At 50.0% G+C, this 22,627-nt stretch carries 27 protein-coding genes and 4 tRNA genes; 17 read left to right on the forward strand and 14 right to left on the reverse strand.

Going from position 1 to position 22,627, the window contains the following annotated elements; genetic code table 11:
- Nucleotides 1-33 precede the first annotated feature (33 nt).
- From E2980_RS01465 to E2980_RS01510, 11 genes are all read left to right on the forward strand, one after another.
- Nucleotides 34-810, forward strand: coding sequence for an ABC transporter ATP-binding protein (locus E2980_RS01465; protein ID WP_135150336.1), 777 nt, complete (start codon nt 34-36; stop codon nt 808-810).
- Nucleotides 770-1,870, forward strand: a complete 1,101-nt coding sequence (locus E2980_RS01470; protein ID WP_167746933.1) for an efflux RND transporter periplasmic adaptor subunit — start codon at nt 770-772, stop codon at nt 1,868-1,870. The genes E2980_RS01465 and E2980_RS01470 overlap by 41 nt, the downstream gene beginning before the upstream one ends.
- Before the next feature lie 3 nt (nt 1,871-1,873).
- Nucleotides 1,874-4,762 (forward strand): ABC transporter permease, encoded by a 2,889-nt coding sequence (locus E2980_RS01475; protein ID WP_135150337.1) that lies wholly within the window; start codon nt 1,874-1,876, stop codon nt 4,760-4,762.
- A gap of 3 nt (nt 4,763-4,765) precedes the next feature.
- A complete protein-coding gene (locus E2980_RS01480; RefSeq protein ID WP_135150338.1) occupies nt 4,766-5,656 on the forward strand; it encodes an ABC transporter ATP-binding protein in 891 nt (296 codons plus the stop codon).
- Nucleotides 5,653-7,206: an ABC transporter substrate-binding protein gene (locus tag E2980_RS01485; protein ID WP_135150339.1), complete on the forward strand. Its 1,554-nt coding sequence runs from the start codon at nt 5,653-5,655 to the stop codon at nt 7,204-7,206. The genes E2980_RS01480 and E2980_RS01485 overlap by 4 nt, the downstream gene beginning before the upstream one ends.
- 146 nt (nt 7,207-7,352) lie before the next feature.
- Nucleotides 7,353-7,517 (forward strand): hypothetical protein, encoded by a 165-nt coding sequence (locus E2980_RS23995; RefSeq protein ID WP_167746934.1) that lies wholly within the window; start codon nt 7,353-7,355, stop codon nt 7,515-7,517.
- Between the two features lie 76 nt (nt 7,518-7,593).
- On the forward strand, nt 7,594-7,779 hold the full coding sequence (locus E2980_RS01490) for a YycC family protein (protein ID WP_135150340.1): 186 nt from the start codon (nt 7,594-7,596) through the stop codon (nt 7,777-7,779).
- Between the two features lie 73 nt (nt 7,780-7,852).
- Nucleotides 7,853-7,929 (forward strand) — tRNA-Met (locus tag E2980_RS01495).
- A gap of 23 nt (nt 7,930-7,952) precedes the next feature.
- Nucleotides 7,953-8,029, forward strand: a tRNA-Ile gene (locus E2980_RS01500).
- A gap of 70 nt (nt 8,030-8,099) precedes the next feature.
- Nucleotides 8,100-8,188: transfer RNA gene (locus E2980_RS01505), tRNA-Leu, on the forward strand.
- 86 nt (nt 8,189-8,274) lie between these two features.
- Complete coding sequence (locus E2980_RS01510) at nt 8,275-8,979, forward strand: uracil-DNA glycosylase (protein WP_135150341.1); 705 nt, start codon at nt 8,275-8,277, stop codon at nt 8,977-8,979.
- Nucleotides 8,980-9,056: 77 nt separating this feature from the next.
- Here the strand turns inward: E2980_RS01510 and E2980_RS01515 are convergent, their stop codons facing one another.
- The gene (locus tag E2980_RS01515) at nt 9,057-9,953 is read right to left on the reverse strand and encodes an S-layer homology domain-containing protein (RefSeq protein WP_167746935.1); all 897 of its coding nucleotides are present in this window, start codon (nt 9,951-9,953) and stop codon (nt 9,057-9,059) included.
- 155 nt (nt 9,954-10,108) lie between these two features.
- On the opposite strand from E2980_RS01515, the gene E2980_RS01520 reads away from it, so the two are divergent.
- On the forward strand, nt 10,109-10,303 hold the full coding sequence (locus E2980_RS01520) for a hypothetical protein (protein ID WP_135150343.1): 195 nt from the start codon (nt 10,109-10,111) through the stop codon (nt 10,301-10,303).
- A gap of 297 nt (nt 10,304-10,600) precedes the next feature.
- On the opposite strand, the gene E2980_RS01530 is transcribed toward E2980_RS01520, so the two are convergent.
- The 7 genes from E2980_RS01530 to E2980_RS01550 form a co-directional block, all read right to left on the reverse strand.
- Nucleotides 10,601-10,813 (reverse strand): DUF3006 domain-containing protein, encoded by a 213-nt coding sequence (locus E2980_RS01530; protein ID WP_135150345.1) that lies wholly within the window; start codon nt 10,811-10,813, stop codon nt 10,601-10,603.
- Nucleotides 10,813-11,838, reverse strand: a complete 1,026-nt coding sequence (locus E2980_RS01535) for an MBL fold metallo-hydrolase (protein ID WP_135150346.1) — start codon at nt 11,836-11,838, stop codon at nt 10,813-10,815. Before E2980_RS01535 ends, E2980_RS01530 begins: the two co-directional genes overlap by 1 nt.
- Nucleotides 11,839-11,911: 73 nt before the next feature.
- Nucleotides 11,912-12,124 carry a hypothetical protein gene (locus tag E2980_RS01540; protein ID WP_135150347.1) on the reverse strand — a complete coding sequence of 71 codons (213 nt, stop codon included), beginning with the start codon at nt 12,122-12,124 and terminating at the stop codon, nt 11,912-11,914.
- A 116-nt stretch (nt 12,125-12,240) separates the two neighbouring features.
- A complete protein-coding gene (locus E2980_RS24000; protein ID WP_167746936.1) occupies nt 12,241-12,396 on the reverse strand; it encodes a hypothetical protein in 156 nt (51 codons plus the stop codon).
- Nucleotides 12,397-12,463: 67 nt separating this feature from the next.
- Complete coding sequence (locus E2980_RS01545; protein WP_135150348.1) at nt 12,464-12,937, reverse strand: hypothetical protein; 474 nt, start codon at nt 12,935-12,937, stop codon at nt 12,464-12,466.
- A 184-nt stretch (nt 12,938-13,121) separates the two neighbouring features.
- Complete coding sequence (locus E2980_RS24005; protein WP_167746937.1) at nt 13,122-13,268, reverse strand: hypothetical protein; 147 nt, start codon at nt 13,266-13,268, stop codon at nt 13,122-13,124.
- A 451-nt stretch (nt 13,269-13,719) separates the two neighbouring features.
- Nucleotides 13,720-13,795, reverse strand: a tRNA-Val gene (locus tag E2980_RS01550).
- Nucleotides 13,796-13,978: 183 nt separating this feature from the next.
- Here E2980_RS01550 and E2980_RS24010 point away from each other — a divergent pair.
- On the forward strand, nt 13,979-14,152 hold the full coding sequence (locus E2980_RS24010) for a hypothetical protein (protein ID WP_167746938.1): 174 nt from the start codon (nt 13,979-13,981) through the stop codon (nt 14,150-14,152).
- A 175-nt stretch (nt 14,153-14,327) separates the two neighbouring features.
- On the opposite strand, the gene E2980_RS01555 is transcribed toward E2980_RS24010, so the two are convergent.
- Entirely contained in the window at nt 14,328-15,101 is a 774-nt protein-coding gene (locus E2980_RS01555) for an MBL fold metallo-hydrolase (RefSeq protein ID WP_135150453.1), read from the reverse strand.
- A gap of 181 nt (nt 15,102-15,282) precedes the next feature.
- Here E2980_RS01555 and E2980_RS01560 point away from each other — a divergent pair, with 181 nt between their 5' ends.
- The 3 genes from E2980_RS01560 (at nt 15,283) to E2980_RS01570 (ending at nt 16,589) form a co-directional block, all read left to right on the forward strand.
- A complete protein-coding gene (locus tag E2980_RS01560) occupies nt 15,283-15,486 on the forward strand; it encodes a hypothetical protein (RefSeq protein ID WP_135150349.1) in 204 nt (67 codons plus the stop codon).
- Between the two features lie 109 nt (nt 15,487-15,595).
- Nucleotides 15,596-16,171: a copper amine oxidase gene (locus E2980_RS01565; RefSeq protein WP_135150350.1), complete on the forward strand. Its 576-nt coding sequence runs from the start codon at nt 15,596-15,598 to the stop codon at nt 16,169-16,171.
- A gap of 121 nt (nt 16,172-16,292) precedes the next feature.
- Nucleotides 16,293-16,589, forward strand: coding sequence for a DUF1292 domain-containing protein (locus tag E2980_RS01570; RefSeq protein WP_135150351.1), 297 nt, complete (start codon nt 16,293-16,295; stop codon nt 16,587-16,589).
- A gap of 80 nt (nt 16,590-16,669) precedes the next feature.
- Here E2980_RS01570 and E2980_RS01575 read toward each other — a convergent pair whose 3' ends face one another.
- The gene (locus E2980_RS01575; protein WP_135150352.1) at nt 16,670-17,089 is read right to left on the reverse strand and encodes a DUF1885 family protein; all 420 of its coding nucleotides are present in this window, start codon (nt 17,087-17,089) and stop codon (nt 16,670-16,672) included.
- 70 nt (nt 17,090-17,159) lie between these two features.
- On the reverse strand, nt 17,160-18,632 hold the full coding sequence (locus E2980_RS01580) for an aminotransferase class I/II-fold pyridoxal phosphate-dependent enzyme (RefSeq protein ID WP_135150353.1): 1,473 nt from the start codon (nt 18,630-18,632) through the stop codon (nt 17,160-17,162).
- Nucleotides 18,633-18,863: 231 nt separating this feature from the next.
- On the opposite strand from E2980_RS01580, the gene E2980_RS01585 reads away from it, so the two are divergent.
- Nucleotides 18,864-20,039: an MFS transporter gene (locus E2980_RS01585; protein ID WP_135150354.1), complete on the forward strand. Its 1,176-nt coding sequence runs from the start codon at nt 18,864-18,866 to the stop codon at nt 20,037-20,039.
- Nucleotides 20,040-20,105: 66 nt separating this feature from the next.
- Here E2980_RS01585 and E2980_RS01590 read toward each other — a convergent pair whose 3' ends face one another.
- The 3 genes from E2980_RS01590 to E2980_RS01600 are packed head-to-tail and all read right to left on the reverse strand — an operon-like array spanning nt 20,106 to nt 22,582.
- Nucleotides 20,106-20,762: a TetR/AcrR family transcriptional regulator gene (locus E2980_RS01590; RefSeq protein ID WP_240702799.1), complete on the reverse strand. Its 657-nt coding sequence runs from the start codon at nt 20,760-20,762 to the stop codon at nt 20,106-20,108.
- A gap of 39 nt (nt 20,763-20,801) precedes the next feature.
- Nucleotides 20,802-21,830: an ABC transporter permease gene (locus E2980_RS01595; RefSeq protein WP_135150355.1), complete on the reverse strand. Its 1,029-nt coding sequence runs from the start codon at nt 21,828-21,830 to the stop codon at nt 20,802-20,804.
- A complete protein-coding gene (locus E2980_RS01600) occupies nt 21,827-22,582 on the reverse strand; it encodes an ABC transporter ATP-binding protein (RefSeq protein WP_135150356.1) in 756 nt (251 codons plus the stop codon). The genes E2980_RS01595 and E2980_RS01600 overlap by 4 nt, the downstream gene beginning before the upstream one ends.
- Nucleotides 22,583-22,627 lie beyond the last annotated feature (45 nt).

Consider the following 22,627-nt stretch of genomic DNA (forward strand, 5'->3'; position numbering starts at 1 on the left):
ATCAATGAAGAGATTGGAAAGGGAGGAAATGGCATGCTGTCATGGTTGAGCCGAAGTTCCACGGCGGAGAAGGCCAGCGAACAAGAGGATGCTCAAGCACCGGAGCCGGTTGCCTTAAACAAAGCTTCCGTAGCCGAGCCGCTGCTTACCGTACGGGGCGTGGAACGATCTTTCGACGTCGGCAGCCAGAAAATCCGAGTATTAAAGGGAATTAACCTAAACCTGTATCCTCAGCAACTCGTCATGCTCAGGGGACGATCCGGGTCCGGGAAGACGACGCTAATGAATCTGATGGGGGGATTGGACACGCCCACGGGTGGAGAAATCCATTTCAAGGGACGCCCGTTCCACATTTGGAACGATGACAAGCGCACGGAGGTGCGCCGACAGGATATCGGGTTTATTTTCCAAGCGTATGCCTTGATGCCTTTATTATCGGCTTACGAGAATGTTGAATTGTCGATGCGCATGGCTAAAATTCACCGCTCCGAATGGAAAGCAAGGGTCACCTCTTGCTTGGATCTCGTGGGCTTATCGAAGCGGATGCACCATCGTCCGTTCGAGCTGTCCGGGGGAGAACAACAGAGAGTGGCCATCGCCAAGGCGATAGCCCACAGGCCAAGCTTATTGCTGGCGGATGAACCGACAGCGGAATTAGACAGCCAAATGGCCGCGCAGGTCATGCAGGTATTCAAGGAAATCGTCGCAAGCGAGAACGTGACGATCTGCATGACGACGCACGATCCTACAATTATGGAGGTAGCAGACCATGTCTATGAAATGGTGGACGGCGTATTCGTCGGCAAGTGAACCCTTGCCATTAAATCGAAGGAACCGCAAGAGTGCCAGTATATTAGCGGTATTAGCTTTAACGGTCGCGATTACGGGATGCAGCATGCTTCCAAGCGAACCCGAAGAAGAGGATTTTTCGGCCATCGAGCTGCCGAAAATTTCGGAAAAACCGAAATACGACGTGGCAACCAAGACTTTGGAGACGACGGTGCAAGGCTCAGGAAAGATTATGTCTACGCAAGAGAAGCAATTATATTTTACTTTAGAAGGCAAAAGGCTTAAAAAACTATACATACAGTCCGGAGATAAAGTCGAAGCGGGACAGACGATTGCCGAGCTGGATGTCGACGAAATGAAAAAAACGTTGCGCAACCAAACGCTTGCTTTCAAGAAAACCGAATTGACGATGAAGGAAACGTTACGCAAACGCGATGAAATGGATCCTATCGAATTCGAGCAGGCGATGCTTACCTTCGAGGAATCTCGCCAGGCGCTCGTAGACGCGCAAGAAGATATCGACAAGGCGGTGCTAACCGCTCCGTTCTCCGGGACGGTAGTATCGGTGGCGGTGCAAGAAGGCGCCCAGATCAAAGCGTATGACACGATCTCTACTATCGCGAATCCAAGCAGCTTAATCGTTGCAGCCAGTTTATCCAAGGATGATCTGGAGAAGGTAGCCCTTGGCATGGAAGTTCAGGTCGATATTAACAACGCGGGCCAGGTGAAGGGCAAGATTAAACAATTCCCGGTCGCAACCGACGATAACCAGAACGGCGGCGGACAAGGCGGGGGATCCGTCGAGAGTCTTAACAATTACTTGTTAATCGACGTGAAGGACTTGCCTAAGACTGTTACTAGAGGTACTCCATTGTCCGTAACGGTCATCGTGAATCGCAAGGAGAACGCAGTCGTCATTCCGTTGGCCGCGCTTCGAAGCATCGGCGCTCGAACTTACGTGCAGGTAATCGAAGCCGACGGCATGAAGCGAGAGGTGGACGTGGAGGTCGGCCAGCAAACCTCTACGGACGCGGAAATCTTGAATGGATTGACACCGGGACAGAAAGTAGTGGGTCAGTAATCGATGAACGCACTCATTCGGTTTCTTTTTCGCAAAATGTGGAACACGCGCTGGATGACGCTAAGTACGCTTGCCGGATTGTTCGTGGCCGTAGCCTTTACGACGAGTATACCGATGTACGCGGACGGAGCGCTTAAGCGAGTCGTTTCCCAATCGCTGCAGGATAACAGCGACGGCCTTCCTGCGGGCTCGATGTTAATCCGCTACCAATCAACCGACGGCAAGACCGACATGGAAGGCTTTCATAATGTCGATAAGTATATTCGCGAAGATGTCGCCGCCGATATCGGGTTTCCGGCCGAGGTTGCCCAACGCAGCTTGACGCTGAGAAGCGCGGAGGTATCGCCGGAGGATCCGAAGAAGGTAGATGCGAGCCGGACCCGTAAGCTAACACTGGCCGCGTTCGGCGGGCTCAAAGAGCAGTCGGAGCTAGCCGGCGGCAAATGGTTCGCCGACCGCGCGGAGTCCGACGGAACGCTGCAAGCGGTAATGATGGAAGAAGCGATGTTTCGCAATGATCTTCATGTGGGCGACGTGCTGCTTTATCCGATATCCGGTGGTTTGGATTTAACCCTTCGGGTTCAGATCGTCGGATCCTTCAAGGCTACCGACGAGAGCAGTCCTTATTGGTATCAAGGCTTCGAAGGTCTCATGAACAATCTGTACATCGCGGAGCCTGCTTTTCTGGAGGATCTGGCCGGGGAATTGAAAATTCCGATTCAGTTGGCGGGTTGGTATACCGCTTTCGATCTAAGGGAGATCAAGACCAGTCAGCTTGCTCCTCTATCGAGCAAACTCAACCGCGTGGATATCGAAGCGTACAAGAGGCTGAAGGACACGCATTTGGAGCTTAGCTTCGCCGAGATGCTGAGCGACTTCCGTCGCCAGAGCATTCAGCTCCAAACGCTGCTCTTCACACTGGCTGCTCCGATGATCGCCATGGTATTCTACTTCATTACAATGAACACGCAGCAGGCGCTCGAGAAGCAACGCTCCGATATCGCGGTGCTCCGAAGCCGCGGGGCGAGCACTAGGCAAGTATTCATGCTCTTTCTGCTTGAGAGCATCTTGCTAGGCATTGTTGCCTTGCTCATCGGCCCTTTCTTCGGTTGGTTCATGGCCAAGAGTATCGGTTCGGCAAGCGGTTTTCTCGAATTCGTGGATCGCAAGGCCATTCCGGTCGGCTTCTCGACGGATGGCGTTCTAGCCGGAGTAGCCGCAGTTGTCGTCGCGATCGGCGCAACGGTCATCCCGGCGCTTGTATTTACCCGAACGTCGATCGTCGATTACAAGCGGCAGATGGCTCGCGGAGATCGCCAGCCCTTCTGGCAGAAATGGTTCTTGGACGTCGTTCTGCTCGGAGTTGCGGGTTACGGTTGGTATATGTTCAACGAGCGGCAGATGGTTTCGTTCAAGACGGGCATGACGACCGACCAATTGAACGTTCAGCCTTTCCTGTTCTTCGTCCCCGCGCTGAGCATTTTCGCCGCTGGGCTCGTGTTCCTAAGGTTGTTCCCGCTTCTCTTGAAGCTGTTTAATCTCATATGGAAAAGAATTTTGCCGGTTCCTTTTTATCTGACGCTTACCCAGCTATCCCGTTCATCGAAGTCGTATTATCCGTTAATGATTTTGCTCATTCTGACGCTCGGCCTCGGAGTATACAATTCATCCGCCGCTCGAACGATCGGATTGAATTCGGAAGAGCGAATCATGTACAAATACGGCACCGACGTCATCGTGAAGACGGTATGGGAAGGCCAAGCCGAATTCAAGCCGCCGACTCAGTCGCAAGGAGGCGGAGGTTCCGGTGGTGGCTCGGGCGGAGGTTCGGGTGGAGGTAGCGGTGGCGGTGGCAGCGGCGGCGGGCAAGGCTCGAGTCCGACGCCGACGAAGATTAACTACAATGAACCGCCATTCGAAGTATTCCGCACCTTGCCAGGCGTTGAGCATGCGGCTCGGGTACTGCAAACGAAGAGCAGCTTGACGATTTCGGGTAAGACGGCAGGACAGGCGACGATCATGGGGATCGACAACGTCGATTTTGCCCGCGTCGGCTGGTTGCGCAAGGATATGTACGAGATCAATCCGTATAAGTACTTGGCTTGGATGGGGCAAGTTCCGGAAGGCGCGTTCATCTCCTCCAACGTAGCGAAGAAATTCGACCTGAAGCGCGGAGATACGGTTGAGACCATTATCCAAGAGCAGAGGGTGCAATTCATCATTCTAGACATCCTGTCTTACTGGCCTAGTCAATACCCGGATCAAACGCCTTTCTTGATCGCGAACTTGGATTACATCTATGATCTGGTACCTAAAATTCCTTACGATGTTTGGTTGAAGATGGAGCCCGGCGCGAAAACCGCGCCGATCATTCCTCTGCTGCAAAGCAAGGGAATCGAGCTGGCAGCCATTAACGATATGAGAAGCGAACTCGTCACGCAGAGCAAGCACCCCGCAAGGGGAGGCGTCTTCGGCATCCTGAGCCTTGGCTTCTTGGTTACGATCATTGTATCCTTGTCGGGATACATCCTGTTCTGGTTCTTTAACCTCTCGCGAAGGGTCGTGCAGATCGGAATTCTGCGGGCAATGGGATTATCGCGCAAGCAGTTGACCGGAATGCTCTTATTGGAGCAGATTTTCACGGCGGGGTTATCGATCGGTCTCGGAATCGGGATCGGGAAGCTTACGAGCATCCTGTTCCTTCCTTTCCTGCAGACCACGGACAACTCGGCGAATCAGGTTCCGCCGTTCCGGGTTGTATTCGAGGCAAGCGATACGATGAGGCTATACGTTGTCGTTGCGGTTATGATGAGTATCGGCGTCGCGCTTCTTATTACTCATATAAGGCGTTTGAAGGTTCATCAGGCCGTGAAACTGGGAGAGGAGCGATAATCCATGATCCATTGCGAAGGTCTCGTCAAGATTTACAAAGCCGATGACTTGGAAGTCGTTGCTCTTCAGGGACTTAATTTGTCCGTCAAGCCCGGAGAAATGATGGCTATTATCGGCAACAGCGGAAGCGGGAAGTCGACTCTCCTGAACATATTGGGAGGGCTCGATCGCCCGTCCGCGGGCCAGGTTCAAGTCGGTCCTTGGAATCTGCTCAAGGTAGACGATGAGGATCTGGTGAAATACAAACGCGATACCGTCGGGTTCATCTGGCAGAACAACGCCCGCAACCTGCTTCCATTCCTGTCCGCGCTCGAGAACGTCGAGATGCCGATGGTGTTCTCCGGGAAACTGGACCGTGCCTACGCGATGCAATTGCTGGAATGGGTCGGGTTAAAAGATCGCATGCACAACAAGCTTCAGCAGCTCTCGGGGGGCGAACAGCAACGGGTCGCTATTGCGATCTCGCTGGCCAACAAGCCGCAGCTTCTGCTGGCGGACGAACCGACTGGCTCCGTCGACTCTCGCACGTCGGATGTCATCATGGATATTTTCCGCAGGTTTAACCGGGAATTGGGGCTTACGATCGTGATCGTTACGCATGACTTGTCGCTTGCCGGCAAGGTAGACCGGGTAGTCGCGATCCGCGATGGGTTGACGAGTACCGAGTTTATCAAGCGCAATCCTAATCTCGATCTATCGCTGCCTTTATCGGCTGGTCAGTCCTCCGAGGAGATTCACGAAGCCTATATCGTCGTGGATAGAGTTGGCCGGTTGCAGATTCCGAAGGAATACCTGCAGGCGTTAGCGATCGGCGATAAAGCAACCATGGAATTCGACGGCGACAAGATCGTCATTACCAAACCGAAATCATTAGAGGGGGATCAACCCGCATGAACAAGAAAACAAATCGCGTACGCAAGTGGATCATGACAGGTCTTACATTGTCTTTATTGGTTCCTACATTGGCAGCCTGTAATACCAGCAAGAATGAAGAAGCCGATAGCGTGCGCACGCTCCGCATCGGAACGATGTACGGAAGCAAGCAGGATGAGTCCTGGTTCCGCCAACAGTTCACCGACATGTTCGAATTCACCCATTCGAATATCGAGATCGAGGTCGTGCCGGCGATCGATTACTCCGAAATGCAATTCGGAGACCAATCGAAGGAACAAGAGCAACCCGACCCGCTTGAGAAAGTGAAAGCAATCATGACCGGGACCAATCCCGTGGACGTTATGATCATTAACGATCTAAGCTTGCTGGGAACGCTGGTTAACGAAAATTTGCTCAAGCAGTTGGACCCAATGCTCAAGGAAGATGAAATCGACGTGAACGAATTCGTCCCGACGGTCATCGAAGGGATCAAGGACCAAGGAAACGGCTTCCTCTATGGCCTGACGCCAATGTTTTCTCCTTCCGCGCTTTATTACAATAAAAAGCTGTTCACCAATAAGGGAGTAGAGTTTCCGACGGACGGCATGAGTTGGGATCAAGTATTTAACCTGGCCAAACGGTTGAAATCGGGCAGCGGCAAGGATGCCGTGTTCGGATTCTCCTTTAACCAATGGGGCGCGGGCGATAATTACTGGGACGTTCAGAACTTTGCCGCTCCGCTTCAATTAAGAATGTACGACGAGAAAGCGGAAACGATGACCGTCAATACCCCGCAATGGGAAGCGGTTTGGAAGAAGGCAACAGACCTGTACAAGGACCATGTGACTCCTCATCAGGAAGATATGCAGTACGATCAACCGACGGATGGCAAAGGGTTTTATAATCCTTATCAAGGTCAATTGTTCATGAACGGAAGAGTCGCCATGACGATCGGGGATTATGGCCTGATCACGCAAATCCAGCAATTGAATGACAACAGCGAGAAGATGAAGATGGAGAAATTGGATTGGGACGTGGTTACGATGCCCTTTCACGTCGGCAAAGAAGGAATTGGCGGTAACATCTACTTGAACCAGCTTGCCGGAATCAACGCGAAAGCGGCGAACTCCGATGATGCTTGGGAGTTCGTGAAGTTCATGAACGGCAAGGAATGGGCGAAGCTGAAAGCCCGCAGCACTTACGAAATGTCCGCGCGCAAGGAGTATATCAAGCCGCGTGACGGAATGGCTTACAACGTCGAAGCCTTCACGAAGATGAAACCTGCTCCGCAATTGAATTCCTCGCTGAAGGATCAGGCATTGCTTCGCGAGAAGCCGAACCTTAACATGGTTTCCGAGCTTGGAACGAGAGCTTACTCCGAGGTCATCCAAGGGAAGAAATCGGTTAAGGAGGCTCTTGCGGAATGGGAAACGAAAGGGAACGACCTGTTGCAGAAGATCAAGACGAACCCGAAAGGCCCGATTGAAGGGATCTTCGACGACGTATATGGCGGCGATGGCGTAGTAAGGCCGTTGAAGGAAGCCTTGATGGAAGCGTCAGGAGAAGGTTAATAAATAAGCCATAAAATCGAAAGCGATCCACTCCTTAGAGGGTGGGTCGCTATTTTTGTTAAATATCGGGGAGAGATGAAGATTCAAAACCTTAAAAGCCGCACATGCTATAGTCATCCTAAATTCTACATTACGGAGGAAACGAGATGAAATGGGTTTATTGGTCAAGGCTATACGATAGTAAATTCCAGGCCGGATGTTTGGTTCAGCGCATGGAGCATGACAGCTGGGTATTCGGGGTCGAAGTACCGCAGGAGATCGAGGTATTCCGGTCGCGAAAAGGGAAGTACGGGGTTCGCTATTTGCCTTGATCACTCTTAGTATTGGCAACTCATGACTCCTGTGCTAAGCTGAGTCCTAGGTTATCTTGGGATGGAGGAATCAGAAATGCGCAGAATGCCGCTATCGGCAGACACGGCCGTAAAGCTTGCCGAATATATGACGGTGCCTTTGGAGCATCTGATGCATATGCCGCAACATATTTTACTCCAGAAGCTTGCGGAGATGGCGAAGTCGCAGGCAGAGGAACCGAGCAAGGAAACGGGAATGGCAACGGAGGAAAAGAACGAATAAAGTTCTTGACGTATAGGTGCTGAATGTAGTATATTATTACTTGTCGCCAATAAACGTGACGTAATAATAATGACGCGGGGTGGAGCAGCCCGGTAGCTCGTCGGGCTCATAACCCGAAGGCCGCAGGTTCAAATCCTGCCCCCGCAACCAACCTTTTCTCTGGACCGAGACGGGGGCCTTTAGCTCAGTTGGTTAGAGCGGTCGGCTCATAACCGATTGGTCGGGGGTTCGAGTCCCTCAAGGCCCACCAAGTGAAATTACGCGGCAAGATGATCTTATATCTAACTTATGAACATGTTCTAACCGACATCGTTCCGTATGCCGGGATGGCGGAATTGGCAGACGCACAGGACTTAAAATCCTGCGGTAGGTGACTACCGTACCGGTTCGACCCCGGTTCTCGGCACCACTACATAATTAATGATCATGACAAGAAGTTCCTCAACCCGAGGAACTTCTTTTGCTATAATAAGGGACGATGGGGAGAGTGGGTGCATGGGAAAGGAGAAATTAGCGGTGCTGCAAAACGATTGGGGACTTCTGTTGCAAGAAGAATGGGACAAGCCATACTATAGAAAGCTCATGGAGCGGGTGGAAGAGCAATACCTGGAGGGAGCTGTGTACCCTCCGCGGTCAGATGTCTATCGCGCGCTGGAGCTTACGCCGTTCGAGAGAGTTAAGGTCGTCATCTTGGGGCAGGATCCTTATCACGGTCCGGAGCAGGCCCATGGGTTAAGCTTCTCGGTGTTGCCTGGCGTCAAATTGCCGCCTTCTCTAAGGAATATTTATAAGGAGCTCCAGGACGATATCGGTTGTCCGATCCCTGATCATGGCTTCCTGGAACATTGGGCGAAACAGGGCGTGCTTCTGTTGAACGCCGTTCTGACGGTGCGGGAAAGCCTGCCTAATTCACATCGCAAGCTGGGATGGGAGACGTTCACGGACAAGATCATCAGCCTGCTGAACGAGCGGGAGACGCCGATTGCTTTCGTATTATGGGGGAAACAAGCCCAGGACAAGGGACGTTATATCGATGAATCAAAGCATTTCGTGCTGAACTCGGTGCATCCGAGTCCTTTATCCGCATACGGTGGGTTTTGGGGAAGCAAGCCTTTCTCGCTGTGTAATGCTTTCCTGAAAGAGAATGGCATCGAAGAAATCGATTGGAGGCTCCCCGAACGAATTGAACATATAGACTAATCGATCTTTACGAACAAAACGGATGGATCTCGATTTTCGAGATCCATCCGTTTTGTTTTGTAAACAGGTATTGTAGATCATCCTGGGAATGGGACGGTTGGCTGAGCTTCGCCCAATACGGCTTTATAGCCCGCAGGAATGTAGGTGACGGCCTTCAATTCCGTAACGACCTGCGCGAACATTTTATTCGGGTCCGGCAATACGACTCGATACTGGATGACGGCTTCGCCTTTTGCGAATTGAATGCCGGTTATCTCGAGACCATAACCCGGATGCGGAGCCATGGCGGAGACGGTAACTTTCGTCACGTCATCGGTTACTTTGTCGGAAGTTACTTTAACGTCCGTCAGAATCGGATTTTCCGGAACTTCAGGTGCGGGAGTTATAGGTTTCGAATCAGCAATGAATTTTAACGTTCTGTTAATCATGACCGCAGCCGTTGCTTGAGTCATGCTGCCCTTAGGATAAAATTTCTTCTTGCCGTCCAACGTGGCGATCTTGGCAATCAGCAGCTTTTGGATGCTATCCATGTAACCTTCGGTCACTTGCTTCTCGTCTGCTACTTGATAATAAATATCTATCCACGCATATTCGCCTTTGTGGCTTAACGCGCCATAGAGCCATTTGGCAAACTGCTCCCGGGTAACTTTCGCGGTCGGATTAATATCCTTCGGCAGCTCTAATCCATTGAATTGGGCGATGATGAAGTCGCCCGCGTAAGGGGCAGTGTCCTTAACCTTAGTGTAATAGTCGCTTGCCTTCGGCTCTTTAATGAAACGAATATTATCAATGTTTAGTTTCAATCCCTTTACGATCATGGTTACGGCCGTGGCGACGTCTATGCTACCTTTCCAGTGCGAATTGCCTTTGTCGTTATTTTTGTTTTGCGCAAGCGCGGAGCCTCCGATGGCTGTACAGAACATCGCGACGAGCATGAGAATAAGCAGCGGTTTTTTCATGTGATGGATCATCATGTATTCCTCCATTTTGTTTTATGTTTTCCCATTGGGTACCCCTTAGACGTCGAAGGTTTGGAAAATGTTGCGATTATCCAGTATTTTCTCTTGAATAGGAACGAGCGTTCTGGTTATAATAAGAGAACAAACGTTCTTATCCAGGAGGGAAGAATATGTCCGAAAGGGAAATCGGTCAAAACATATGTATTATTTATCAGGACGTGAAGGGCACGATTACAAAGAGAACGGTCCGAGTCGTTAAGGTAGGATCCGCCAAATTATATGCCTACGACTATGGCAAAAGAGCGATGCGTCCTTTCAAGCTTGATCGTATTTTGGCTTATCAACGAGTTGGGAGGACGGCTTAAATCACATACAAATCCCCGCCAAGCAGGTGCGGGCTTGGCGGGGATTTAGGAACTGAAGTAAATTAGTATCCTGCTCTTAAGATAATTACGAGCAGGACGAAGAGGACAAGAGCGATTGCTGCTCCACTACCTCCGTGTGCAACCGGATAACTCATACAATCACCGCCATGAGGTTATTGTGATTGTTCATCACCCATTTAGCTTATGTCAGGATAAATAGAGGGACAATACATTCGCACAGATCAGCTTATTTTCCGCAAGCGCACAGTCTGTGTCGTTAGGAACGGCCAGAGCGTATTATTCAAAAAGCTCATTCATTAGCCGCTTGACTTCAGTCCTTCGCCTTGCGCTTTGGGAGTTATCGCGACGAACTTCGCCGTTTTCGATAATCACGGAGTCCCCGATTTTGATATCAAGAGGCAAGGATGCCCTAGGGAAATCCCTGGTCGCTCCTTCGATTTCAATAACTGCCATATCCCCTTCAAACCGATCGACAACGCCGTGCTCCATTATTTCACCTTCATGAATTGAATTTTTTTACCGTCGCTTATGACTGTGACGGTTCCATTTAGATCTGTTCTAAAAGTCGTGACTTTAGCGGTTTTGAGCCTGTTTATTATCGTTGCTGCTGGATGCCCATAGCTATTTTTGCCTACGCTGATGATCGCGTACTTTGGGGAAACGGCTTTAAGGAACGCGGCGCTCGTAGAGGAAACGGAGCCGTGGTGTCCGATCTTCAGGACATCTGCCTTTAACGCCCGTTTCGATGCGATAATGTCGTCCTCGGATTTTTTCTCGGCATCTCCCGTAAACAGGAACCGAGTTGTCCCGTAAGTGAAATGCAGCACGGCGCTCCAATCGTTCAAGTCGTCTCCGTAGGTTTTGACCGGGCCGAGAAATTTGGCGGTCACGCCCTTAATCGGTACGGCTAAGCCAGCCTTAGCCTCCTTAATGGTTAGGCCTTCTTTCTTCACGGCCAAAAGGAAGTCCTTAAATGTATCGGTCGTATGCGATACCTTGGGAGCATAAACGGCTTTGACTTTGAAGCTCCCCAGTACGGTATCGAGACCGCCAATATGGTCAGAATCAGGGTGAGTGGCGATCATGATTTCAATGTCGTCTACGCCAAGCTGCTTAAGGTAGCTCACGACGATATCGCCTGCCTCGTTCTTGCCGGCATCAATCAGAATATCGTCTCCGCCAGCGGTCTTAATGTAAGTGGCATCGCCCTGTCCGACGTTCAGGAAGTAGACGGAGAGCTTGCCTTTGGCCGGCGTCTTGATCGCATCGGCTTTAAGCTCGTCGCTTGCTTCGTTGTTCGATGGAGCAGGGGCAGGGTCTGTCGGAGGTTTCGTGGTGATTGATCCATCGCTATTATGATAGTGGTATTCTCCGTCCTTCAGACCCCACTCCGCGCAGTTCGTGCGGCAAGTATGACCGCCGTTCGCATCCGTTCGTCCGGGATGGGCCATGGAAACGTTCGTGCTGAGCATAATGATAGAAAGCATAAGAACGGAAAGTATAATTCTGGGCATGGAGTGCTTCTCCTCAAGGATGTCATGAAGTTCATTTTACAAGATTAAGGCGCGAATAAAAAGGAAATCATTCTCAGATTTGAGGGGAGTGGGTGTTGACTAAGGAGAATGTGTCGGAGAAGAAGTCATCGATGTGTTTGATCGCTAAATCTTCAGCCATGCCTACGATGGCCGTAAAGAAGTAAAGCATATGGTCGTAGATCGAATCGCATTGCTCGATCTCTTCCGGATGCTTGATGGCATACGCCATGTGCTGGCTAACCAGCATATAAGTTAATTGTCTCATGGAGAAGATTATATCCGTATAAACTACCGCAGGATAGGGGGTTTTATTGTCGTTATATCACGAATCGGAGAAATAAAAAAGAAGCTTGTATGTTCCAAGCCTCTCGGAATTTACAGCTATTCTCGATAAATCGACTTGTACCCGTCAGCTAGCTTTTCAACATTTCCAAGCATCTCGGCGTCATTGGTCAGTTCAGTTTCGACTTCCGGCTCATCACTGCGGTCGTGCGGTTTAATCGGCGGATCAAGAAATTGATTTTCATGTGGTGTCAAATGTAAGTCTCCTTAGATAGATTTTATTACCAAGTAATCATTATCTAAAGGAGCACTTTTTATTCAGTTAACGCCAATTGAATCCGGTTTTAAATTCAGCGCCGTGTCCCATGATATTACCTCCGGCCTGTACGCCGAAGCCTTGACTATCAAGGTGACCACCGGTTTCCAGACCGACACCATAATTCCCGCCGATATGTCCGCCGGCATATGATTCTAATAAATGTTCACCGCCGATGTTGGTGCCGGCATGGAATCCAACGCCATTGCTTCCCCCGATGTTAGAACCGGCGTGAATTCCAAGTCCTTGACCGCCTCCTAAGTGGGAGTGGCCGTGGAGACCCGCGCCATAATTTCCAATATTGCCATACGCATTAAACCCAACGCCGTGAACACCTGGTTGACTCCAATAATGAGCTGGGTAATAGTCTGCCGGGTTATAGAGAACTGGACGGTAAGGCATTTGGTATGGTGGTTGATAAACATACGGATCAGGGGATCGGAAATAACCGTACTGATACATGTGGGGATAGAAATTCAAACTAAAAACCTCCAATTAGATGATGATCTAGCCTATTCAGTTTTATCAATCGTGACACTTACCCAAGATTAATTGGGTATTAGCCCGATCTAGATTGATAAAACTCCTAGGAGAGGAAGGACAGAAGTCCTCTAGATCAAAGGGAGGCAGATGACATTATTCTAAGTTTCTGTATTTGGAGGCTTCATTCGGGATTTGTCCGGAATTCTTCCTCCATTATCTCTTGAAGATTGTCGGACTGTTCGGGGTCATCGGCCATGTCAGCTGCAAGCTCTGCTACTTGTTCATCGTATGTGTGATTTTCCAGATCATCGAGATTTCTTTCGGTCATTGGTATGTCTCCTTTTAATGGATTTCATTACCAATAAATCATTTGCATAAGGATTACTTTTTATTCAGGCCAATACACCAAAAGTGTACGATCTCAAGGAAAAAGAACGCCCAAGTGAGCGTTCCTTAACTTCTTTAACAGAGATGTTTCTTGCGTTTTCTATGTTTCTTGCAAATTATGAGTGCTATTTGACCGGGTTTTAGCTTAACGACAATAAGCTTTTTCTTCTTCGACACGAAACGCACCTCCTTTGTATTTATCCTTCACTCTATGATTCCGAGATCTATTTTGTTTGGACAATCTTACATAAAACCGAAACTTTCCGGAACGGCGGTGGTTGGGAAAAATGAATTCGTCGTTCATTCTCCTTTAGATGTTCGAAAACGACTCCTTATGTAGAGAACAAAAAGAAAAGAAGCCATACCGAAGTAGGCTTCTCAAAGTTTAAGTATGGTGATCTGAACAGGGATCGAACCTGTGACCCCCACCCTGTCAAGATGGTGCTCTCCCAGCTGAGCTATCAGATCATATTTTTTAACGGCGACAAGTAACATCATACCAACTGACGAATATGAAGTCAACCAAAATAATATAAAAAATTTTATACGATTCACGCCAAGCTTTACTAATACGAAAATCTCATACAATTGGGATGAATTACTCATTCCCGACGTACAAATGTAATATACGATCGGCGGGAGGAACGGTCAATGAGAGACGCGGCACTGCTGGTGGTGTGGTTGATCGGGGTATTTGGATTAATCGGAGGAGTCATGGCTGCGGTTGCGCGATTCGTGAAGAGGGATTCCACGAAATACGACGAGCAATTCACGTGGAAAACCTATACGGAGACGAAACCTGATGCTAAGAATAAGGGAACATAATGCAAGGGGTGACCTATAGCCGGTTCCGGCTTAAGTCACCCCTTAACCTATTCATCCCACTTGCGAGAGTAGGCCTTCTTGGTGGCCCAGAGAACGATCCAGATAAGCAAGGCGGCAATGATACCCCCGATAATGAACGTGGCAACCAACGGATAACTTCCTTTCGTACGCGGTATTAATCGATCATACCAAATTGCTCGGCAAATGTTAACCGATCGACCGCATAAATCCGTTGTTGTTCTACGAATCTCATTTTCCCGGTACGCCCTGCGAACTCTGGCTGGTCATCGCCATAATGCATGAGAAATGTTCGTTCCTGAATGGAATCGGGCAGGGTGAGAAGCTGTGATAAGCATGCATGAACGACGCCTGGCGGATGCAGTTGGCAGTCGTGGAAGATAATCCGAACTCCCCGCGCGTTTACTAAATCTTTAAGCAAATCCGGATCGAATACCGTGTCCCCGGAATAGAAGAAGAAGTCATTAAACAGCAAGGAGTAATTGGGTTTGTTCGGAATGTGCTTCGTTCCGATCAATTCCACGTTCAGGCCTGGAAAAATTTCATGGGACACCCCTTCTTTGAGGGGATGGACAACGAAGAAGCTCTCCAACGTCTCGGACGCGTCTTGCTGCAGGCCGCCTTTGAGCGAATGCTCCCATAAAGGTTCAACAAGGGTATCGGCTAAATATAGCGTCGGCTTGCGGCCGTATATGAATTTCATTTGAAAAGCAAGCTCTTCCAGTCCGCCCATATGATCGGCATGGATGTGAGTGATAAGTACTGCATCGAGGTCATTGAAGTTATATCCCAGCTCATGAAGCGCTTTAGGGGCTGTAATCCCGCAATCCACCAATAGGTTGAGGCCGTCGACCGTCAGCATAGCGTTATTATTGTTGAACGCTTTCGCGAAGGCGCTGCCCGTACCTAGCATTTGAATTTTCAATTCGATACCCCCAACACAGGATGCGGTTTCATTTCGACAATAGCTTTTACCAATGTACCATAATTTACCTCGGCAAGTAAGAAGATGTACGGAAAAACCTATCGGTCTTCTGTGACGAATTGGGCGCATCTCGCATAGTCTGGTGGGAAGCCGTTTTCCACCCTGATTTCGCGAAAGGAAGATTCCGATGTCGAAGGTGAACAAGAAGAAGAAGTCTGCTGCCGCAGCGGAGCAAAAAAGGGCACAAATGAAAATCGTGACATCCGATACGTGCGCCGTTTGCAAGACTCCATGCAAGAGAGGCCTGGATTACCTGGATGCCCTAAGTTCCCCAGGAGCAGTAGGTTACGGCGTTCCATGCGTGTTAACTATACCGGGCCGTAAACCATAAATAGAAGTCTAAGAAAATTTTAAACTTTCATGCGCAACTTTCCGCTCGGCTGTCGGTATAACCAAATACAGACAAGATTGTGAGTCGGTGAAGACGGAGGATGCTAATCATGAAGGTACGTAAACTTGTGCTTTTAACCTTAGCTTTTACTTTGATCTGCGGAAGCGCAGCTTATGCGGATACCGTAACCCAGAAGTTTCGGGTTTGGGTTAATAAGAAGGAAGTCGACAGCAGCATCGTCGTGGATAATAAGACGTATATCTCATCCAAGATCGTATCCGATAAGCTTCAGGGCATCCTGTTGTGGGATGACGCCGATAAGAAAATTACGATCTTCAAGCCTAACGTTCATATGTTGACGAGCCGTGACAATACCATATTCGGCAATGTTGACAAGAAGCAGAAGTTCAAGTTCAATACCTTTATTCAAGTGGATTCTCTCAAGGTGGACATCAACGCGCTTAAGCTGACGATCGCCGATCCTTATGGAGACGAAACCCTGATTGAATCGCGCAGCTCGGGAGATAGCGACTTTCCCGATGGTAAGGATAGCTTCTGGATTACAATGAAAGATATCTCCTATAATTTCGATTCCGTTGGCACGTACACGCTGCGCCTGTGGATGAAGCCGGTAGGGGAAGCCACCTACCAAGTCGTCTCTGAGAAAACAATTGCCTCTAAATAACGGCAGATAAGCGACGCCCGAACCGGTTTGACGGTTTGGGCGTTTTTCGTTTGACCCTCGTTTCCGGAAATGATACGATACGTGGGTAGGTAAAATCAACCGAATTGAACGGAGGTTCGCCATGAGCGATCATGTCCACGACGAGAATTGCGAACATGACCACGATGAAGCCGTATTTATAGTAACGGACGAAGACGGCAAAGAACACGAGATGGTGCTCGTGTATACATTCGAAACCAATGATCGCGCGTATGCCGTATTATTGGACCGTAACGATCCAGAGGATGACGGCGTTATTTTCCGTGTCGAAGAAGAAGGCGAAGACGAAGTCCTAGTCAACATCGAAGACGACCAAGAGTGGGAAACGGTCATGAAGGTATATGAAGAGCTTGCTGCCCTGGAGAACGAGAACGGATAATCTGCTTATCGTCGAAAATCACTAAAAGCAAAGGCCATTCCTTGAGTGAAGTAACTCACGGAATGGCCTTTTGTTATTGTTTATTTGCGAGGATTGAAGTAGATCGTGCGGCCGTTGAACATCTTCACTTCAGCTTGCAGCTGCTTGCCAATCCATTTGCACAGCTCGTTGGCTTTTGCTTTGTCTCCATGGGTGGAGTCATCCGGTAACACGAGATGAATATACGACACGTTGGTTCCGTCTTCCTGACGTGCGCCGGTACCGACCACGATATAACGATATTGCGGCTTATTTCCCTTCAGATAGAACCATTGGTCTTTGGCTTCGGGTTTGCTCTCGATGCTGTAAGGGAAAGCGGCTTCGGCGTATTCCCAACCGAGCTGCCGGCCGGTCAACGTCATTTGTTCCCGATAATGGCGAAGCTGCTCCTTGACGCCGTCAAGGTCAATCTCGGCTACGGCCGAGCCTTGAACAAGTGAAATGTAAGCGCTCTGACTCATGAGTTCCACCCCCACGCCCATGATAGCATTTCCGGTAAACCTTGGCAACGGTTGAACGGAAGGCGATGAACTAGGAGATGGCCGTTTCTTCCAGGATCACTTTTACGTTCGTAACGGACCGATCTTCCGGTCCTTTCACGGGTAGGCCAACCTCCAGATGGTCGACGATGTAGTCGATGTTTTCTTGCGAGATCACCTCGCCGGGGAGCAAGATCGGAATTCCCGGCGGGTAGACATAAATGAACTCCGCGATGATCCGGCCTGCGGATTCCTTAAACGCAACCAGTTCGGTTTCCCCGTAGAAGGCATCCCGTGGAGTCAGGGCGAGATGGGGGATTTCCGGGATTTTAACGACAACCTCGAGAATTTCCCTGTTATCCGCGTGATAGGCGTCGGACATCGCTTGCAAAGCTTCGAGCAGAATACCTATCGATTCCTCGTCGTCCCCTGGTGTAATCAGACAGAGGATGTTGTACATATCGCTCAGTTCGACTTCGAGACGGTAATGCTCGCGCAACCAATTCTCCGCGTCATAACCGCTAATGCCTAGGTGGCGAACGTGAATCGTCAGCTTCGTCGGATCGTAGTCGTAAGTCGCTTCCTCACCTAACAACTCTTCCCCGAAGCTATAGAGTCCGGAAATATTATTTACGGCTTCCCTCGCTTTTTTCGCCAGATTCAAGGTTCTGTCCGCGATCTCTTTGCCATGAATGGCCAGCTGTCGGCGGGCGGTATCCAACGAAGCGAGAAGAGGATAAGAAGTAGACGTCGTCATCAGCAAGCTGAGTATCGTCTGTACACGATGAGGGTTTACCAAGCCTTTGCGAATGTTTAGAATGGAGCTTTGGGTCATCGAGCCTCCCAGCTTATGAACGCTAGTCGCCGCCATATCGGCACCCGCTTGCATGGCCGACAAGGGGAGGTTGTCGGAGAAATGAATCAATGCGCCATGAGCTTCATCCACGAGAACGGGAATGTCGTATTCATGAACAAGGTCCACGATTTCCTTTAGATTCGTGCACACGCCATAATACGTTGGGTTGATTATCAAAACGGCAGCCGCGTCGGGATGGCGCTCCAATGCCCTTCGCACGGAGCGCGTCGTTACTCCATGGTCGATCCCAAGGTTCGTATCGCGAACCGGTGACAGGAATACAGGGCGCGCGCCGGCAAAAATAATGGCAGACAAAATCGATTTATGTACGTTGCGCGGAACGATGATTTTGTCCCCATGGCTGCAAGCCGTTAAGATCATGGTCATAATGGCTGTACTCGTGCCTTGGACGGAGAAATAAGTGGCATCCGCTCCGAATGCGTCCGCGGCAAGTTGCTGCGCTTCAAGAATAACGCCGATCGGCTGGTGCAGGTCGTCTAGCGGCGCAATATTAATCAAGTCGATATCTAAAATGTTTTGTCCGATAAAATCGCGATACTCGGGATCCATTCCGGCTCCTTTTTTATGGCCTGGAATGTGAAACTGTACCGGATTCTGCTTAGCGTGGGAACGCAGCGCGTCGAATAACGGAGTGCGGTTATGGTCCAAGAGGAAATCCCTGCCTTTCTCAAACGTGCGTCAATTAGGTATTGCAAACAAGCATGAGTATAACAAATATGGGGGGGAAATCAACCGCTGTCTATTCTAAGCGGATCTTGTCACGAAAACGACAATAGTTCCGATTTGGAACAACGCGTTCGATATGCTACCATCAGGGTATAGAATGTTTGGTCGTAAAGTGTCTTTTTATTGTTTAAAACAGAGGAGAGAGAATTTTCTGTGAGAAGCAAATTAGCAATCGTCGGACTTATGCTTTTTACTATTTTCATTGGGTTCGGCATCATTATTCCGGTGCTTCCCCAATTGGTAACGGAAGCCAGCAAAGAATCCGCGAACTGGCATACGGGAGCAATGCTCGCCATCTACTCCCTGATGTCGTTCCTCTTAAGCCCGATATGGGGAGCGCTGTCCGAACGCATCGGACGTCGTCCGGTCATTATGACCGGGGTACTCGGATTCAGCATCAGCTTCTTGTTGTTCGGTCTATCGGGAGACAATCTCGCTATCATGTATGCTTCGCGCATATTGGGAGGCTTGTTCTCCGGGGCGGTCGTATCCTGTATTGTTGCCTATGTCGCGGATATTACGACAGAAGAGGAGCGAACGAAAGGCATGGCCGTCGTAGGAATGAGCATAGGGCTCGGATTTACGTTCGGACCGGGCTTCGGAGGGTTGCTAAGCGAGATTAAGATTCATACTCCGTTCTTCGCGGCTGCGGCGTTATCCTTAATCGTATTTATCGCGGCATGGTTCAAGCTTCCCGAATCCTTGCCTCCCGAGCGGCGCGCCTCGAGCGAGAAGGGCAAACGGGTTTCCCGATGGATCGCTTTCCAAGGACCGCTTAAGTACTTGTATGTGCTCGCTTTCTTCGTGACCTTCTCTCTAGCGATACTGGAGGCAACCCTTCAATTGTTCGGGATGGAGCAATTCGCCGTGACTCCGTTGCAGATCGGGATGATGTTCTTCTTCTGCGGGTTGGCAGGAGCTGTCGTACAGGGCGGGATCGTTCGCCGACGGGTTAAGAAGGGACAGGAAAGCCAGTACATAGCTATCGGACTGATTATTTCGGCCGCAGGTTTCTTCTTGCTTCTCACGGCGAATAGTTGGGGTATGGCAACGGTCTATCTGTGCATCTTCGGAATCGGCAACTCTCTTATCAAGCCATGCGTGACTTCCTTGATCACGCAGAAGACGACGGTCGGACAGGGAATCGCTTCGGGGCTTAGCTCGTCAATGGATAGCTTAGGCCGTATTGTCGGCCCGTTGCTTGGAGCGGCTTTGCTCGGAGCGACATCTTGGCTGCCTTTCGTCGTCTCGGGTATTCTTTCGTTAGCCGCTCTGGGGTTGCTCGCGCAATTCCGCAGTCAGGATCGGCAACAGAAGGCTCATGCATGATTGTTCTCCTATCGGAAAAGCGAAAAAAGAACTGGAGGAAGTCGCCTCCGGTTCTTTTTTGACTGATCAATTCTTGCGATTAAGGCCATGTAAAATATATTGAACGGTCGCTTCCCGTTCCTGCGTGTCATCCCAACCGGATGGAGCGAACAAAAACCGCACGATCAAATAACCGAACAACGTAGATCCAACCAGACGTATCATCGTTAAGGGCGGCAAATCCACGATTTGTCCTTGCTTGCGATAATGGTAGACTGCATTGGAAAGCTTCACAAGCACGCGCTCGGCGACTTTGGATAGAAACTGCTCCCGCAGCTCGGGATGAAAGGGAACCTCCTGTAGCAATATCTTAATAACCTTGATGTTTTTCTCGGCGAAAGCGATACGGTTATCCAGCAATGCCCGGATGAAGCCTTCGAAGGTCGGATGCGGATTGTCGATTAACGGGTATAGGTCGCGAAGGACAAACGGTTCGATAAGCTTTGCCACGAAAGGGGCGACGATGGAATAAAGCAAATCCTTCTTCGTGCGGTAGTGGCGAAATATCGTCCCCTCGGCTACGCCCGCGCGTTGCGCGATCTCGCTAGTTGCCGCGCCGGAATACCCTTTCTCGGCGAATACCTCCACGGCGGCCCTCAATATTCTCGACTGCTTGTCGGTCATCCGTTCCCCTTCATGCTTTTCGAGCAGCTCCTCGAGCCATTGCTCCAATGAATCCTTCACTGTATTTACCTCCGATACCGGGACAAGCCCTATTGCTCATTATATTCGACGATGTTTACGCAGCGCTAGTACGTTCAAAATGGCGAACAAAACGGAGAACCCGACTAGCACGATGGAATCTACCCATATGTCATTCCAGCCTGCTCCCCGCAACATGATTCCCCTAAGCGCATCGGCTCCATAGTAGAGGGGAAGCGCTTTGCCGACCGTTTGCAGCCATTCCGGCATCGATTGCAGGTCGATCAATCCGCAGAAGAAGATCTGAGGAACGATAATCAGCGGAATGAATTGGAACATCTGAAATTCGTTCTGCGCATAGGCGGATAATAGCGTTCCTAAAGTGAGCGCAGCCAGAGCGAGAAGCAAGTTCATAAGCAAGACGAGGAAAAACGAGCCCTCCAAAGCGATCCCCAGCACGCTGGTTGCATACCAGGCGATAAGGGATGCCTGCAGCAACGTGAAGAGCCCGAAGCCGAGCAAGTACCCGGCCACTACCTCCCAACGCCTTAATGGTGTAGCAAGCAGTCGCTGTAACGTCCCTGTTGTCCTTTCCCTTAAGAACGATACGCCTGCAATCAGGAATACGAAGAAGAAGGAGAAAAAACCTACGAGCACGGAACCGTAGTAGTCGAAAATATCGCGATCTCCCGAGCCGTGCAAATACGAGAGCTCCAGCTGAGGGGGATCGCCATTACCGCCAAGCTTTTGCAGAGACTTCTGAGCAACAGCCATTACGTTACGTATTTTGGTCGGATTGCTCCCCTCCAGAACGATTTGGGGCAGAGTGTCGTTAAGCATAAAGACTGCGTCAAGCTCGGCATCTCCCATTTGTGCAAGAGCCTGCTCTTCGTTATCGAAGGGAGTAACATCGGCACCATTGCTCTGCAAGGCTTCGATGACCGGACCGGGTATTTGCACCGTTCCTATACGGGGATCTACCGCTTGGCCGTCGAAGACGAGCTTCATCAGCGTTAAAACAAGAAGCGGGGCTAGCAGCATTAGCGCGAGAGTGCGCTTGTCTTTAATGAATTGTCGGATGATCCGGAAAGCGAGCGCGCGGATTCTCATGCTACACCTCCGCCGTAAGTAATGAATGCATCTTCCATAGTGGCGGAATGAGAATCCGCCTTTAGTTGTTCCGGAGTTCCAAGCGCGATCACCTTGCCATCCCGTAACATGGCCAGACGATCGCATTTGTCCGCTTCGTCCATGACATGGGTCGTAACGAGAATGGTTACTCCGCCGCGTCGCAGGTTGTCGAGCTCATTCCAAACCGATTTGCGCAACACCGGATCAATGCCGACCGTCGGTTCGTCCAGTACGAGCACTTCCGGCTCGTGCATGAGGGCAACGGCCAGGGACAGTCTTCTTTTCATGCCGCCGGAATATTGCTGCACGGGTTTCTTCAAGTCGTCGGACAGCTTCACTAATTCGGCAACCTCTTGGATCCGCTTCTTTAACGAGTTTCCGCGAAGACCGTATAACGTCGAGAAAAACTCGAGGTTTTCTTGCGCGGTCAGCTCGCCGTATAAGGCATCGGATTGGGCCATGTACCCGATTCGGCTTAGAACGTTCAGCTTCGGCATTGGTTCTCCGAGCAAGGTGATGGAGCCGCCATCCGGGATGTCCAAGCCGGTTACTAATCGAACTAAAGTTGTTTTTCCGGAGCCGGACGGGCCAAGAAGGCCGAAAATTTCTCCGCGTTTAACGGTTAACGATATTTCATCCAACACCTTTTTTTTACCGAACTGTCGGGATACGTCAACTGCCACGACGCAATCGTAGCTAGAGGCAACGGAGGAATGCTCGGGAAGGTTCATCGGGGATCTCTCCTTATAAAAATAAGTGATTACTCACTTTTTATC

It is taken from the genome of Cohnella luojiensis (assembly GCF_004564235.1).
In the GTDB taxonomy this organism is placed as follows: Bacteria; Bacillota; Bacilli; order Paenibacillales; family Paenibacillaceae; genus Cohnella; species Cohnella luojiensis.

What these genes read in the sequence shown, in the direction of transcription:
- E2980_RS01465 (WP_135150336.1), top strand. Translation starts at nt 34, where the DNA reads ATGCTGTCATGGTTGAGCCGAAGTTCCACGGCGGAGAAGGCCAGCGAA.
- E2980_RS01470 (WP_167746933.1), top strand. Translation starts at nt 770, where the DNA reads ATGTCTATGAAATGGTGGACGGCGTATTCGTCGGCAAGTGAACCCTTG.
- E2980_RS01475 (WP_135150337.1), top strand. Translation starts at nt 1,874, where the DNA reads ATGAACGCACTCATTCGGTTTCTTTTTCGCAAAATGTGGAACACGCGC.
- E2980_RS01480 (WP_135150338.1), top strand. Translation starts at nt 4,766, where the DNA reads ATGATCCATTGCGAAGGTCTCGTCAAGATTTACAAAGCCGATGACTTG.
- E2980_RS01485 (WP_135150339.1), top strand. Translation starts at nt 5,653, where the DNA reads ATGAACAAGAAAACAAATCGCGTACGCAAGTGGATCATGACAGGTCTT.
- E2980_RS23995 (WP_167746934.1), top strand. Translation starts at nt 7,353, where the DNA reads ATGAAATGGGTTTATTGGTCAAGGCTATACGATAGTAAATTCCAGGCC.
- E2980_RS01490 (WP_135150340.1), top strand. Translation starts at nt 7,594, where the DNA reads ATGCGCAGAATGCCGCTATCGGCAGACACGGCCGTAAAGCTTGCCGAA.
- E2980_RS01510 (WP_135150341.1), top strand. Translation starts at nt 8,275, where the DNA reads ATGGGAAAGGAGAAATTAGCGGTGCTGCAAAACGATTGGGGACTTCTG.
- E2980_RS01515 (WP_167746935.1), bottom strand. Translation starts at nt 9,953, where the DNA reads ATGATGATCCATCACATGAAAAAACCGCTGCTTATTCTCATGCTCGTC.
- E2980_RS01520 (WP_135150343.1), top strand. Translation starts at nt 10,109, where the DNA reads ATGTCCGAAAGGGAAATCGGTCAAAACATATGTATTATTTATCAGGAC.
- E2980_RS01530 (WP_135150345.1), bottom strand. Translation starts at nt 10,813, where the DNA reads ATGGAGCACGGCGTTGTCGATCGGTTTGAAGGGGATATGGCAGTTATT.
- E2980_RS01535 (WP_135150346.1), bottom strand. Translation starts at nt 11,838, where the DNA reads ATGCCCAGAATTATACTTTCCGTTCTTATGCTTTCTATCATTATGCTC.
- E2980_RS01540 (WP_135150347.1), bottom strand. Translation starts at nt 12,124, where the DNA reads ATGAGACAATTAACTTATATGCTGGTTAGCCAGCACATGGCGTATGCC.
- E2980_RS24005 (WP_167746937.1), bottom strand. Translation starts at nt 13,268, where the DNA reads ATGACCGAAAGAAATCTCGATGATCTGGAAAATCACACATACGATGAA.
- E2980_RS24010 (WP_167746938.1), top strand. Translation starts at nt 13,979, where the DNA reads ATGAGAGACGCGGCACTGCTGGTGGTGTGGTTGATCGGGGTATTTGGA.
- E2980_RS01560 (WP_135150349.1), top strand. Translation starts at nt 15,283, where the DNA reads ATGTCGAAGGTGAACAAGAAGAAGAAGTCTGCTGCCGCAGCGGAGCAA.
- E2980_RS01565 (WP_135150350.1), top strand. Translation starts at nt 15,596, where the DNA reads ATGAAGGTACGTAAACTTGTGCTTTTAACCTTAGCTTTTACTTTGATC.
- E2980_RS01570 (WP_135150351.1), top strand. Translation starts at nt 16,293, where the DNA reads ATGAGCGATCATGTCCACGACGAGAATTGCGAACATGACCACGATGAA.
- E2980_RS01575 (WP_135150352.1), bottom strand. Translation starts at nt 17,089, where the DNA reads ATGAGTCAGAGCGCTTACATTTCACTTGTTCAAGGCTCGGCCGTAGCC.
- E2980_RS01595 (WP_135150355.1), bottom strand. Translation starts at nt 21,830, where the DNA reads ATGAGAATCCGCGCGCTCGCTTTCCGGATCATCCGACAATTCATTAAA.
- E2980_RS01600 (WP_135150356.1), bottom strand. Translation starts at nt 22,582, where the DNA reads ATGAACCTTCCCGAGCATTCCTCCGTTGCCTCTAGCTACGATTGCGTC.